The organism is Gammaproteobacteria bacterium, assembly GCA_033344735.1.
Taxonomy (GTDB): Bacteria; Pseudomonadota; Gammaproteobacteria; order UBA4575; family UBA4575; genus UBA1858.
In genome coordinates this window covers 1,461,429-1,475,804 of record JAWPMW010000001.1, presented here as the reverse complement: position 1 = coordinate 1,475,804, position 14,376 = coordinate 1,461,429, and the positions used below count along the sequence as shown (strand labels likewise).

Sequence of the window (14,376 nt, the reverse complement as noted above, 5' to 3'; positions counted from 1 at the left end):
TAAATATGGTAAATAGAAATACATTATTTCCAGATGAATAGTAATAGAGCGGAAAATGGCACAGAAAGTCGTTAAAACTAATGTATTAGATGGAATGGCTGTATTTGTCGGGGTGATTAATGCCGGCTCTTTTACGGCTGCGGCACGTGCCTTAGGACATTCCACCTCATACATCAGTAAAGAAATCACGCGACTCGAAAAGCGCCTGGGCAGCCGCTTGCTCAATCGCACTACACGTACGATCAGCCTTACTGATACGGGTCGGGCATTTTACGAACGCTCAAATCAGATCGTGAATGACGCAGAAAACGCCGAGCGTTCCATTAACCAATTACAAGAAAAGCCAAGCGGTTTGCTACGCATTAATGCTCCAGGAAGTTTCGGTACAAATTACTTGCTCGATGTTTTGCCGCAATTTATGCATCGCTATCCGGAAGTGAAACTAGAAGTGGAGTTTAATGATCGACTTATTGATGTGGTAGCAGAAGGTTATGACATCGTAATCCGTGTTGATGCGATTAAAGATAGCAATCTGGTGGCACGTAAATTTACATCATCCAAAAATGTAGTCGTGGCATCACCTGATTATCTAAAACGTAAAGGCTGTCCAACAAAAGCTGAAGATTTAGTGCATCATGATTGTGTTGCCTATTCTTTATTACCAATGCCAACGCAGTGGGATTTTTATAAAGACGGAGTACGTACAAATGTAACCGTTGATCCACGCGCAATGTGTAACAGCTCGATCATTGAAGTAGCAATGGTTGTTAACGGAATTGGTATCACTCGGTTACCATTGTTTACCTGTAAAAAAGAAGTCGATAACGGCGATTTGAATGTGATATTAGATGATTACGATGAAATAACACATGATGTCTATGCAATCTACCCGCATCGACAATACCTCACCGCGAAAGTACGTGCCTTTGTAGATTTTTTGGTTGAGGCATTTGCTTAATACTTACGTAGCATAATGAGCAAAAAAAGCTTCATGAATGTACTAACGTCCAAAGAAGTTTAGAATAATCTAACTACAGCCAGGTAGATTAAGGTCATTTTTAAAGCACAAAATTTTAAGTAATATGTGTTTTTTCAATATATATAGATACTTAGATAGCCATTAAAGTAGCTACCGCCTCCACCATCAAATAATGTCCAACAAAGTTTAAAGACATCCAATGAAGTACAGCCTTTTGGATATTTTTATATGAATTTCTTACTGATAACACTTCAAATGAACGTGAGTTTGGTAGAGGGGACTTCTATCGAATAGATGAATGTCAGCTTTCGGCGCAAAAGCGGTCATAAGTATACGGTATATTATAAGTATATTTTTTAAGGCTCCAATAATGGTTTGACTAAAGAAGTCTCACCTAGATTCTCTAATTTTGATTGGTTTATTAATTCAAGAGTGGGATCTGCAGATGCATTCCAACCCAAGTTTTTAGCATGATGAGGTGGAATTGGTTTTGATGATAACCATACTATCATTCTCATTCCGTCAGTTATATAAGGGTCATCAGTTAGATTTCTTTTAGGCTTATCTTGAGTTGCCCTCCCAACTCCTTTAACAAATGAAAACTTCTCAACAGACTCACTATGTAGAAGACTATGCAAAAGATACTCTCTTGCTTCATCGACATTTGAATCGATTATATGCGTCGTTAATGTTTTGGACTTAGTAGTTAACTTGACGCCTATATCTCGACTAATCTGACCCAGCCAGACTGGTTTGTCCTCACAACGAAAGGGTGCCAACCATAGTCTCATGTGATTACGTTGGTTTATGCTTGACCGGCCTCGCTGCAGTGCTACGTCTTGCTTTCGACCAAGAGCATATAGTGCACTTATTGGTGCAGAAGGAAATGATTTTTCTTCAATTGCAGCGCCTATCATTCTACGTATACTATCTATAGTTACAGTCTCAGTAAATTGCCAACCACTAGCGGACAGCGCGGATACTGCAAGCTCGCCAGAACCAATCAAAATAAAATTTATAGGATCACCTTCTCCTGATCCTGAATCATTAGACGTACAACAAGGAAGTGTTTCACGCAGATAGGTGCGCATTTCTTCAGCTGTAAAGTTTGGCAGTTGATCTAGCTTAGAGTATCTCTCTCTCAGATCTGAATACTCATAATCAAAACGCTGAGTAGGTAGTAAAACAGCAAATCTTAGGCGGGTTGCTTGATTATGACCAGTTAAATGTACGTCTACAAAACGCCCACCTCGTTTATGCGTTGTATAAATATATCCTTCATTAGTAGAGTTAGCTTTTTGGAAAAACGGCATAGCATTATTTCTTAGAAATTTTCGTCTCTGTTCAAATTCATGCTTTTCTAAATGCTTGCTAGTGATGAAAGCTACTTCATCAGCAGTATAATATGATTGATCAATTGCATATGGAAGCAACCAGTAATCAACATTACTCATATTTTCTATTTTTAACCAGATCGGTTGAATATTAAATTTATCAAGTTGCGTATTAAAATATACTTCCGTTTGTATTGCTGTTGGTATTGCCAAATGAACAGTGACATCATCTTGAGATTGCTGCTGATTCCTTGTTAAATTGATTGGCAATGGCTTGTCCTCTATAAGTTCCATCGCTGGCTGATTAGCACAAGCACTTACAAAGAATATGAAGGTTATATGAATGAAAAATCTAACTCTCTCTTTATGAGCAAGGTCATCTTTCATAATTAATTAGCATTAAATGTTAAATTAAAAAGACTTTATTAGTTTTATTCTTATTGCTTCATGCTCATGGTTTATTCGTAGATCAACCTTAGAATAATCAAGATCTGTTGCCATTTTTATATTTGGTTTTGTTGGCGAATTACTATAAATTTTTAAATGTGTATGCCAGTTATTATCCTCTAGCAGCACATTCAAATTTCCATGTATATCCAACTCAATATCTTTAACAAAATCTAATTTATCTTTTTTATTTAGATTAAAATCTTTGACACTTAAAACTATTGAGTCATTTTCATCGATACTATAGTCCATAATTATATCTATGTCCCTATGAGATAGGTTCTTAACGAATGTATCAGCACCAGGACCTCCATAAAGGATGTCATCACCAAAGCCGCCATTTATAGAATCATCACCCATTCCCCCATAGATCTGATCTGACCTCGTAGTACCAATAATGGTGTCATTCTCCGATGAGCCAATAATCCTACTCGAATCACCAGATATTGAGGCTGTTAATGACAGATATGAAAAAAATATAATTAGGATTAAGTATTTCATTTATTCAGAGTGTTAAGCAGGTAAATTCCTATTGTGCGTAGAAATACTATATATCTTACAAACAATATGCATGAAGTTTATGTTCACTATAATGTCTGCTTAGGGTCGGAAACAGTCATTAAAAGCTAAATCGTAAAATCACGTCTGCTTTCGGCGCAAAAGCGGTCATTAGTAGGACTAAATTTTACTAGTGAATATATATTAGAAACGAACGCCTACATAGCTATCGACTGATGTGACATGCTCTTCGTTAAAACCAACTTTATCTAAGGTGCGAGATGCATCAATGCCAAAAATTAAATATTTTCCGATCTTGTATCGAGCTTTTATGATTGCGCTTACTACATTTTCATGTTCACTAGTACGTGACGCAACCGAGCTAGTAGTTACACCATTTAAAGTTGTAATAACATTTGACTCGTCTACGATATCAAACAGGTGATAGCCTAGCCCGCCTCCAAAGTAAAAATTTTCTGTGAGTCTATGTAGGTAACTTAAATTAACACCATAAACCTTGATCTCTTGCTTGCCAGTTGAGTCAAATGTGAAAGGGCCACCAAGTGTTGCGGCTGTGCCACTTACATCACCTCTGATTTCTACCCCATCTTGAAAGAAAACACTAACATCGATTAATGATCCTGATTGTAATGGAATTTCAGCACCAAGAATTAGCTTATATCCGAAATCGTGAGAGTCAGAATTGAAATTACCATCAATGCCATTTGCAGCAAAAATCTCTTTACCTGAATTGATACTTTCTCTTAAATCTTCAGACTTGACATGTGATACTCCTGCTGCTGCGTAATAACGGGTCTTTCTTTTTTCAGGCAATATCGACCCATGTGATTTATCTTTTTTGATGCACTGCTTTTCACATTGTCGAAGTTCAGCTCTCATTTCGTCTATAATACGAATAAATTTCCTTACTTTATTTCTAAAGAGCTCCTTTTCTTCACTACTAGCATTATCGCCCTTTAAATTTTCTGGAAGTTGTAAATTTTCATCGTAATTATCTAAGATCCACTGATTAATTTCGTTTGATTTATGCTTGCATTCTTTGCATTTTGTGATCGTCAACAAATAAACTTTAGATATAGGGCTATAGGTGAAATCATCTACTTCAAAATTAGTATCAAAGTAATTTGTAACCTCATCTTTATCAAGACTTACATCTACCAGAAATGAATCTTCATAAGCTTTATAACCAGCATCAAATGCGTCTGCCATACATTTTTCATATATGCATTTAATTAGATTATTATAATTTTTTGTTAGCGTGGACATTACTTCTTCTCTTTGCAAAATCAGATTTTTTAATCCCTGATTTTCCTTGAAACGCTGATTAAGTATCAACTGATATTCGTCTGTGCCATCTTTATCACGATTATCTGAGAGTTTTCTATTAGTCCTCTTTAAAGTTAATTTCTGTTGCCTTATTTCCTCGTCAATTTCTACCAATGTTTTTCGAGTATATGTATATATATCTATATATTTCTCACAAGGTTCACATAAGCGTATAAGATCCTGGCGGTGATACTTTTTACCAGCCGTGCTTATCATCACAGGAAGTGCAACGCGGCTGATTTTTGTTGGGGCTACATTTTCTTCATCAGAAGAATTATCATCAGCATGAATAGTTACTGATAAATGAGCTATAAATAAAACTAAAATTTGTATCAAAATCTTCATGAATCAAACCCCAATACCTTGCTTTATTTTTAACATTATACCTAAGAAGAGCTTACTTACTAAATGTCCGCTTTGGGTCGAAAGCGGTCATTAGAACATACTATATATTAGCAAAATCAAATATACTGATTTACAATAGATTTTAATGTCTGCTAACGACCCAAAGCGGACATTAAACAAATAACGATAAATCAGTCCGCATTTTCTTATTTCAATATTTCATCACCATTCTATAACTGTTACAGTTATCAATAACTTGCGGAACCGCGATAGAAATTTATTATATTGGTTTGTAAAACAAAACTACTCTGCTTAGAAACTGTTATGCAACAAATGGATATGCAGTGAAAATAAAATACTACGTTTACATAAGTATGCTCATGACTTTGTGTGCTTATGCGTTAATCTCTCATGCAGATTCAAATATCAAGCCTAAAGAAGGTCAAATATTTACGTCGGTAGGTAATTGGATAGTTATGTTGGACTACAAACAAAAAGCTGCTCTTACATTCGTTAATCCAACAAAAGAGGCCTCAGAAAAACCTCAATTTGACCTTTCTTGTTTTCTCCCAAACAAAGGAAGTAATTACGATATGTCCTTGCTGAGAACAGGTGGTTTTCAAACCGACGATCCACAAGCTGTTCATATAAAGGTACAAGTAGACTCTAATTCGCCATTTAGTTTGGAGTGGTTTCATACCAAAGATAGGTTAATTACAGGCAGCCCTAGTTGGCTAGTTAAAGAAATGATTGAAGGAAAATCAATTAATTTAAAATTTAGAGATAGAAATGGAATACAGGAATATAGCTATGACGTAACTGGACTCGGAGACGCTCTTAAACTAATGCATGAAGCATGCACTTATAACTACGATAACAAATGACATTGTGTTGTATAACAAGTCATTCAAACGGGACGTGCGATACGCGTGCGCCTGTTAGCATAACTATCGAATGACTGCTTTTGCGCCGAAAGGCGTCATATTATGAATAAATTTAAAAAACATGAGGTTTAAATCTAGTAATGTATTCTGGTTTGTATTTATGGCGGGTCTTTGCATGTTAATTTTAACAACTTCATACTACAGAACAGGTGATTTTTGCTTGTCTCTGCCAGGTATAGCATATGATCAGACGCCATGTTTTCAAGAAAATCCAGGATATTTCATCTTAATATTGATGGTATGGTTTGGTGTGGCTCTATTTTTTCTTTTTTCTAAAGATGAAAGCTAAAGGAGTCAGAGCGCTTTATTGCTAATTTTCAACCAAATAAATGAAGACCGCTTTTGCGCCGATACCCGACAAAAACTTTTTTTGCTAACATTGAATTTAGAGTTGATATATGAAATATATATTAGGATCATTAATAATTAGCTTTGGCATTCTGTTTGTTGTAGTTGTTTTGTTAATATCGTTAAGTCTGCCCTTGACAGAAACTGTCATGAAATATTTGGGTTTAGCGTGGGGCTTACTTGCAATAGCTGCATACCCATTAGCAAAAAAGGTGATTCGTGATGAATGACTGCTTTTGCGCCGTTTGCTAACAACGATATTTTACATGACTAAAAAGAATCCGAATTAATTTATCTTGAAAAAACTATCTCGAATACTAGTATTTCAGCATGCTACTGCTGAACACCCCGGAAGCTTTCGTAAATATTTTCAAAAAGATAATATTGAATGGTGCCCAATTGTATTAAATGAGGGTGAACAGATTCCTAGCTTAGAGGGATTTGATGCATTGTGGGTGATGGGTGGACCGATGGATGTTTGGGAAGAGGCAAAGTATCCCTGGCTCCAGCAAGAAAAGGCGGCAATTCGGGAGGCCGTATTAGATCGCAGTATGCCCTACTTAGGATTTTGTCTGGGCCATCAGTTGTTATCGGACGCTTTGGGTGGAGAAGTGGGGAAAGCCGAACAATCAGAAATTGGTATTTTTGATATACATAAAACTCCAACAGGATTGGAAAGCTCTTTTTTAAATGGACTACCAAATACATTCAAATGTTTACAATGGCATAGCGCAGAGGTAAAGCGAGTGCCAAACAATGCCAAAGTTCTTGCTTCTTCAAATGCATGCGAAAGCCAAGCTATTTCTTTTGGTAGTAATGCATATAGTATTCAATTCCACATCGAAGCTACCCAAGCTACAATTACAGAGTGGTGTGAAATACCCGAATTAAAATTGTCACTAGAATCAAAGTTTGGTGAAAACGCGATCGAAGAAATGCGTAATGAGACAAATAAGCATTTAAATGAAATTAATCTGTATTCTAGATTTCTATATGAAAACTGGAAGCAGTCTATATAACTACGTGGACGCTGATTGAATATTTGTTTTTGAGCCAAAAGAAGACATGATTTTGTGATTCGGATATTAAGGACTGGTTCTAACTCTAATCAGGCACATAAGTGCTAAACTCCAATGTTTCAAATACAGATGACAGCTTGCTAAATTAATAATGCTTGAATTTAATGAATACATAAAAATGTTTATAGGCCTGATCGCGGTCGTGAATCCACTTGGTGCTATTCCAATTTTTTTAACATTGACATACGGAGCAGGTAAGAAAGAACAAATTCATCTTATAAATGTCATTGCAATTACTGTTTCTATCATTCTATTAGTGTCACTATTTTCCGGTGAATACATTCTAAATTTTTTTGGAATTACAATCGCATCATTCAAAGTGGGTGGAGGAATTTTAATCTTACTCATGGCCATAGCAATGATGCATGCGCGTCCTAGCGGTGCTACTCAGACTGAAGAGGAATTGCATGAAGGCGAATCAAAAGAATCTGCTGCAGTAGTTCCACTTTCTATGCCATTAATGGCTGGGCCAGGAGCTATTAGTACTGTGATCCTTTATGGGCATAGAAGTAATGATATTGCACACTATAGTTTAGTCGGTGTTGCAATATTAGCCGTGGGAGCAGTCTTGTGGTTTGCGTTCTTACTATCTCCTTGGATATCTAAGCGATTTGGTATGACAGGAATGAATATAATCACTCGTATAATGGGTTTAATTCTTGCTGCGATTGCAATTGAATTTATCGCAAATGGTTTGAAAGAACTCTTCCCTGGTTTAGTATAATTGATTGTTTTGCGCCGGAAGCAGATATGACCTGTACTAGTGCATATTTCCACAAATGCACCTTTCAAATGCTCGAAACTGTACTAGTTAACGAGTGCTTGCAATAATTTAGTAAAATAGATGGCTCTATAATTGGTATAATAAATGCTTAGCTACCAATTATAAGCAATTCTAATTAATAACTTCATGCAATTTAACTGGGACAAGTATCCACTTGAAAATATATTTGACGAGACAATTAGTAGTCCGTCAAATGCGCGAGCACCTTCTCGAAAATTGCTTAAAAATTTAAATAGGTTGTCTGAGTCTGATGTTAAAGAACGACTTGAGGCAAGTGATACAGCTATAAAGACAATGGGTATTTCTTTTACAGTTTATAGTGATTCAGGAAATATTGATCGTCAATGGCCTTTAGATATTATCCCCAGAATAATTTCTAATAAAGAATGGCAACGTGTTGACCTGGGTTTAGTGCAAAGACTTACTGCTTTAAATTTATTTATAAATGATGTCTATAATGATAAAAAAATATTCAAAGACAAGGTTATACCCCTAGAACTTGTATTAGGCTCTCCTGGCTATAGGAAAGAGTGTGAAGGTGTTTCGTTGCCGTTTAATACATGGGCGCATATATGTGGAACAGATCTAATCCGAGATGCTAAAGGGAAATTTCTAGTTCTTGAAGATAATCTTCGCATACCATCAGGCGTATCTTATATGCTTGAAAATCGCAGAGTTACCAAGCGAGTATTGCCCGAGTTATTTGAATCCTATGATGTTCAGCATCTCCGTGATTATCCAAACCAGTTATTAGATACTTTAAGCTCTATAGCTCCAATGAAAAAGAAAAACCCGGAAGTAGTCGTCCTTACACCAGGAATATTTAACTCCGCTTATTTTGAACATTCATACTTAGCCCAGCAAATGGGAGCTGAATTAGTAGAGGGAAGTGACTTAGTTATAGATAAAGATAAAGTGTATATGAAGACTGTTGCGGGATTAAGAAAAGTTGACGTTATTTATCGCAGGGTTGATGACTTATATTTAGATCCCGAAGTGTTTAATGAAGACTCTTTATTAGGTGTCAAGGGACTAATGAGAGCTTGGCGAAAAGGGAATGTATCAATAGCAAATGCTCCTGGCGCAGGAGTTGCTGATGATAAAGTTATCTACACCTATGTACCAAAAATGATTAAATATTATTTAGATGAGGATCCTATTCTCGATAATGTAGAAAGTTATTTGTGTTCAGAGCGACAGCAGTACAATTATGTAATTAACAACTTGCATAATCTCGTAGTGAAACCTGCAAATGAATCCGGTGGTTATGGAATGCTAATTGGTCCACAAGCGAGTAAGTCAGAGATTAACAAGTTTAAAAAGCTAATCAAAAAGAATGGAAGAAATTATATTGCTCAGCCACTAATTTCTTTATCAACATGCCCTGTAATTACAAGTTCTGGCGCCAAACCACGACATATAGATCTCAGGCCATTTATATTGCAGTCAAATAATAGCTACGTTACCCCTGGTGGGCTGACCAGAGTTGCCATGAAAAAAGGATCATATGTAGTAAATTCTTCACAAGGCGGTGGCAGCAAAGATACGTGGGTTGTAGATACCTGACATGTTATCTAGAGTTGCTCATAGGCTTTACTGGTTAGCTCGTTATATTGAACGTGCCGAAAATACATCGAGAATAATTAATGTTAATTCGAATTTGTTATTTGATCTGCCAACAGGTTCTCGGGTTAGCTGGAAGACATTAATTGATATCACAGGGTCGGAAGAGCTTTATAAACAGCTTTATTCTACCTTCGATGAACGATCTATTATGAAATATTTGATTTCTGATAGTCGAAATCCATCATCAATAATATGTTGTTTGCAAATGGCAAGGGAAAATGCGCGAACTACTAGAGAAATTTTGCCTGCAGAATGCTGGGAGAAAATTAACGAAACATATCACATTGCGATTGAGGATATTGCAGGAGGGATTGGCAGAAAAAATCGTTACGAATCACTTCAGAAAATCATATATGGTTGTCAATTACTGGTTGGGCTACTATCTGGAACAATGAGTAATAATGCAGCATATGATTTCATGCGTATTGGTAGAAATTTAGAACGCGCAGATATGGGTACACGTCTAATTGATATGGGATGTATGAATTTTTTAACTGATAGCTCATTAACTGACGATGAGTCTCATATTCCAGATTTATATCAACCTATTTTATGGATGAATATTTTGATCTCATTAAGCGCATTTCAAATGTATCGTCAACATGTCAGAGAACGCGTGAATGGCATAGATGTTGTTAATTATTTACTAAAAGATAATGATTTTCCTCGTGCAGTAATGCATTGCCTAAATCAGATTCAAGAATGTCTGGAAAAGTTGCCTGATGGGATACATATCGCTATGGAAGTCGAGAAAATTAAAAGGTCTATAACTAGAGCTAAAACCAAAGTTAATATCGATAAAAAACTGCATGAATTTATCGATGATTTGCAAATCAGATTTATCAAAATTGATGATAATATAAATGCACAATGGTTCTTAGTATAATAGACAAAACTTATGAAAACATTTGCATGTCAATGTGGTAGTCAGCTGTATTTTGAGAATACCGTATGCTTGTCATGCAATAAAATAATTGCTTATGATTTCACATCAGATGAAATGAACAGACTTACTAAGTTTGATGACAATTACTTCCTAACCGATTCCAATAAAAAACTCAAGCTTTGTAAAAATTATTCAGAATATAATGTATGCAATGCTTCAATTCCTTCTGAGTCTGAATCCGATTTATGTATTTCATGTCAACTTAACCGAACAATTCCTAATTTAGATGTTATCGATAATATTCAAAAGTGGGCAAAGTTAGAAAAATCGAAAAGAAGATTAGTTCGTTCTTTATTGCAACTAGGTCTGCCAGTAATTAGTTATGCACAAAGTGAAAATGGTCTTGCTTTTGATTTTCTTCAGGGTCAACAACAAAATCCAAATGTTGACAATGAATTTGTGACTACAGGTCACTACAAAGGGTTAATAACGATAAATTTAGCAGAAGCTGATGACATATATCTTGAAAATACTAAAAGTGAACTAGGCGAACAATATCGCACGCCTTTAGGACATCTAAGACATGAGAGTGGCCATTATTATTTTGATTTATTAATAAGGAATTCTAAATGGCTAAATATTTTTAGGGATATTTTCGGTAATGAAGAGCGTGACTATCAAGAAGCCTTAGATCATTATTATCAATCTAAACCCCATTCAAATTGGAATCAAAATTATATTAGTGAGTATTCAATGGTTCATCCATTAGAGGACTGGGCAGAATGTTGGGCACATTATCTTCATATGATTGATACATTAGAGTCGGCAAAAAATTTAAACATACTAGATTTTGATGAAAATAACGATATAGATGCTCAATTATATAATTGGTCTAGCTTGTCTATTGTTATGAATGAACTTAACCGAAGCATGGGTCTAAATGACGCTTACCCATTTATTCTAAACACAGATGTAGTTAAGAAATTATGTTTTCTTGATCAGGTGATTGATCCCAGTTATGCGCCCATTCGACAGGTGGGAGCTGACTAAATGCCTCTTTGATTCTGGCATCCCATTCTTTTTTAAGCTCTCTTAAATATTTGCTATCTTCCTCTAGTTTAATATATGCGCCTGGTTGAAGTGTATTGGTATTATAAATATAAACTTCAATTGGCGGTCCTACAGATAAGTTACTACGCATTGTAGAATCCATGGAGACTAATGCTGCTGCAGCTGATGTGGCCAAGTTTGTTGATGGTGTTAAAATTCTATCTAAAATTGGTTTTCCGTACTTACTTTCTCCAATTTGTAAATACGGTGTTCCTGATGATGTTGAAATATAATTTCCTTCAGGATAAACCATAAAAATTTCATGATCTGAATTCAGCCCGACTTGCCCCCCTAAAATAAATGTGGCTTCAAATTGAGCGTTATCAACCTCATGTTTGTCTTGTTCATAGCTATTTATATTGCCCACATAGTCAGCAATATCTCTTAACGTTGGCAAATTTAAAATATTTGGCTCATTCTGACTCTCGAGTCCGCGCTGAATCTGTGCAATAACAGACTGAGTAGTCGCAAGATTGCCTGCAGACATGATAGTGATTTGACGTTCACCTGGAATACCGTATGTATGCATTTTGCTATAAGTGCTTACATGGTCAACACCTGCATTTGTTCTTGAATCCGAACAGAATATAAGGCCAGAATCTACTTTAATTGCTACACAATAAGTCATAAATACAAGATACCTTAATGATTATTAGCGTCAAGTAAATACATCAAATTTTTATAATTAATAAACTAATATTGCCTGCTAGATAATTCAGTGCAAAAAAAGATGTGGGTAATATTGTTTTGTAAAATGGTGAGTTTTAGAGCATTCTATGTCTGCACCAATAAGAGACATATAATTATACAAAGCCATGTTAAAAATAATTAGTTTATTCCTCGCATTAATTGCCATAGCAGTTATCACTTCATACCTATATGACTTTTTGTCACCACAGCGATTAAGCAATAGTGGTTACATCACAGTATGGGTGGCGGGAGAGATGAATGAATCAAGAACCATAGAAGATCCTCAGCTAATCTCTGAAATACAATCCCATTGGGCCAATAAAAAAACTGTTGAGGCGCCAAAAGAGATTAATTACGATTATCTTATTGATGGAATAGTAGAGGGTCGATTGCAATATGCTTCGTCGGGTTACTTCAGGATACTTAGTGTAGTCGAGATGCCAGTATATAAATTGAGTGATCCGGTATCATTTAACGATCTAATTTTATCAAGTTATGAATGAACGCTTTTGCACTGATAGGCGACTTTTTATTTTAAATGTATAAATATCGTTTGGCGTGCATAATTTTTACTATCTGTCTAAGAGCGACGACATTAGCCAGGTCGCTGAAATTTATTCTGAAATTATCATCAATTAACTTAAAAAAGCACAAACCAACTATTTAGGGCTTTAATATGGAAAATGCACAACATCCAATTATTTATGGAATATTAATGCTAGTTGCTGGGTTAGGGATTCCAATATTCGCAGCATTAAACGGGGAGCTAGGAATAAAGCTTCAAAATCCGGCACTAGCAGCAACTATATCACTGACTGTTGGCGTCATAGCATCACTCATTTTTTTATTATCATTTGGCAGCTTTCAAGAGTTGAGATTTGCCTCTAACGCTCCGGTTTATACTTATTTTGGTGGCCTCTTTATAATATTTTATATTTTAAGTATAACTTGGGTGGCGCCTAGGTTTGGTGTTGGTAACGCAGTCGCATTTGTTCTTTTAGGCCAGCTCTTATCTATGAGTATCATTGATCATTATGGTTTGCTAGGCGCCCTACATAATGAAATTACCTTTAAACGAATAATAGGTTTGTCCTTTATGGCGGTCGGCGTATTTTTATCAGTACGGACATAAAAATTATCATTTATTGTGCCTACATAATACTAAAATATTTGTCTTTTACTAACATTAAGAGCAGGATCTTAATATCGTACTGTCAGTTTCTACCACAATCTAATTAGGAGTGGCTAATGTTAATAAGAAATATAATTGTTGCATGTATTATTTTGTTGATACTTTCACCATTATTGATCGCTAAAGAAAAACATGAGCGATCCGGATTTCTGGAAAATTACCCTAATTTCGAACGAAACAAGGAAACAGGAGCTGAAGTTTGGTTTAAATCTAAAAAAGAAGGAGTAAAAGTACTAAAGCCATATAGAAAAATACTTTTGTCCCCAGTTGAAATATGGCTAACAGAAAGCTCTCATAAGGGAATTAACCCGGATGCCCTAAAAGCAATGACTGATTATTTTACAATTGCTCTTCATGAAAAACTAAAATACGGATATGAATTCGTAGATCAGCCAGGTCCTGGTGTATTGCATTTACGCATCGCTATCACCAACGTAACAAGAACTAAGCCAAAAAGAAAATGGTATGGTTATGTTCCTGTTGCTCTTGTGGTAAGTGGAGCAAAAAAAGTAGCGCAATCTGCGGCAGGTGAAACGGTAGATTTGGTAGAAGCTAGTATTGAATTAGAAGGGTTAGATTCAGTTTCCGAAGAAAGAATTGTTGCAGCTATAGATACGCATCAATCTAGTAAAGTAAAAAGAGAGAAAGGAAGTGCAAACTGGACACCAATGAAAGAAATACTAGATCATTGGGCTGAAAAAATTAGCGAGAGGATGGATGAAGCGCGTGGCCTGCTTTAGTTTGTACTTGCATTCTAAATTAATGAA

15 protein-coding genes are annotated in these 14,376 nt (G+C 35.7%); 11 read left to right on the top strand and 4 right to left on the bottom strand.

Annotation, left to right across the window (positions count from 1 at the left end; genetic code table 11):
• The first annotated feature begins 55 nt into the window (after window positions 1-55).
• A complete protein-coding gene (locus tag R8G33_07610; GenBank protein MDW3095521.1) occupies window positions 56-958 on the top strand; it encodes a LysR family transcriptional regulator in 903 nt (300 codons plus the stop codon).
• Between the two features lie 377 nt (window positions 959-1,335).
• Here R8G33_07610 and R8G33_07605 read toward each other — a convergent pair whose 3' ends face one another.
• The 3 genes from R8G33_07605 to R8G33_07595 all read right to left on the bottom strand — a co-directional run bounded on the left by R8G33_07605 (window position 1,336) and on the right by R8G33_07595 (window position 4,950).
• Window positions 1,336-2,700 (bottom strand): LssY C-terminal domain-containing protein, encoded by a 1,365-nt coding sequence (locus R8G33_07605; GenBank protein ID MDW3095520.1) that lies wholly within the window; start codon window positions 2,698-2,700, stop codon window positions 1,336-1,338.
• A 24-nt stretch (window positions 2,701-2,724) separates the two neighbouring features.
• Window positions 2,725-3,261, bottom strand: coding sequence for a hypothetical protein (locus R8G33_07600; protein MDW3095519.1), 537 nt, complete (start codon window positions 3,259-3,261; stop codon window positions 2,725-2,727).
• A gap of 201 nt (window positions 3,262-3,462) precedes the next feature.
• On the bottom strand, window positions 3,463-4,950 hold the full coding sequence (locus R8G33_07595; GenBank protein MDW3095518.1) for a hypothetical protein: 1,488 nt from the start codon (window positions 4,948-4,950) through the stop codon (window positions 3,463-3,465).
• 380 nt (window positions 4,951-5,330) lie between these two features.
• On the opposite strand from R8G33_07595, the gene R8G33_07590 reads away from it, so the two are divergent.
• The 7 genes from R8G33_07590 (at window position 5,331) to R8G33_07560 (ending at window position 11,667) form a co-directional block, all read left to right on the top strand.
• Window positions 5,331-5,834 carry a hypothetical protein gene (locus R8G33_07590; protein MDW3095517.1) on the top strand — a complete coding sequence of 168 codons (504 nt, stop codon included), beginning with the start codon at window positions 5,331-5,333 and terminating at the stop codon, window positions 5,832-5,834.
• Between the two features lie 458 nt (window positions 5,835-6,292).
• On the top strand, window positions 6,293-6,472 hold the full coding sequence (locus R8G33_07585; GenBank protein ID MDW3095516.1) for a hypothetical protein: 180 nt from the start codon (window positions 6,293-6,295) through the stop codon (window positions 6,470-6,472).
• A gap of 66 nt (window positions 6,473-6,538) precedes the next feature.
• Window positions 6,539-7,261: a type 1 glutamine amidotransferase gene (locus R8G33_07580; protein MDW3095515.1), complete on the top strand. Its 723-nt coding sequence runs from the start codon at window positions 6,539-6,541 to the stop codon at window positions 7,259-7,261.
• Between the two features lie 151 nt (window positions 7,262-7,412).
• Entirely contained in the window at window positions 7,413-8,045 is a 633-nt protein-coding gene (locus tag R8G33_07575) for a YchE family NAAT transporter (GenBank protein ID MDW3095514.1), read from the top strand.
• 186 nt (window positions 8,046-8,231) lie between these two features.
• A complete protein-coding gene (locus tag R8G33_07570) occupies window positions 8,232-9,671 on the top strand; it encodes a circularly permuted type 2 ATP-grasp protein (GenBank protein ID MDW3095513.1) in 1,440 nt (479 codons plus the stop codon).
• A gap of 1 nt (window position 9,672) precedes the next feature.
• Entirely contained in the window at window positions 9,673-10,617 is a 945-nt protein-coding gene (locus tag R8G33_07565; protein ID MDW3095512.1) for an alpha-E domain-containing protein, read from the top strand.
• Between the two features lie 12 nt (window positions 10,618-10,629).
• Window positions 10,630-11,667, top strand: a complete 1,038-nt coding sequence (locus tag R8G33_07560) for a putative zinc-binding metallopeptidase (GenBank protein MDW3095511.1) — start codon at window positions 10,630-10,632, stop codon at window positions 11,665-11,667.
• Here R8G33_07560 and R8G33_07555 read toward each other — a convergent pair.
• Window positions 11,594-12,355, bottom strand: coding sequence for a peptidase (locus R8G33_07555; protein MDW3095510.1), 762 nt, complete (start codon window positions 12,353-12,355; stop codon window positions 11,594-11,596). The two genes, R8G33_07560 and R8G33_07555, sit on opposite strands and share 74 nt — an antisense overlap.
• A gap of 187 nt (window positions 12,356-12,542) precedes the next feature.
• Between R8G33_07555 and R8G33_07550 the strand changes: the two genes are divergently transcribed.
• The 3 genes from R8G33_07550 to R8G33_07540 all read left to right on the top strand — a co-directional run bounded on the left by R8G33_07550 (window position 12,543) and on the right by R8G33_07540 (window position 14,349).
• Window positions 12,543-12,920 carry a hypothetical protein gene (locus tag R8G33_07550; protein ID MDW3095509.1) on the top strand — a complete coding sequence of 126 codons (378 nt, stop codon included), beginning with the start codon at window positions 12,543-12,545 and terminating at the stop codon, window positions 12,918-12,920.
• Window positions 12,921-13,093: 173 nt separating this feature from the next.
• Window positions 13,094-13,549: a DMT family transporter gene (locus tag R8G33_07545; protein ID MDW3095508.1), complete on the top strand. Its 456-nt coding sequence runs from the start codon at window positions 13,094-13,096 to the stop codon at window positions 13,547-13,549.
• A 116-nt stretch (window positions 13,550-13,665) separates the two neighbouring features.
• On the top strand, window positions 13,666-14,349 hold the full coding sequence (locus tag R8G33_07540; protein ID MDW3095507.1) for a DUF3313 domain-containing protein: 684 nt from the start codon (window positions 13,666-13,668) through the stop codon (window positions 14,347-14,349).
• The last annotated feature ends 27 nt before the right edge of the window (window positions 14,350-14,376 follow it).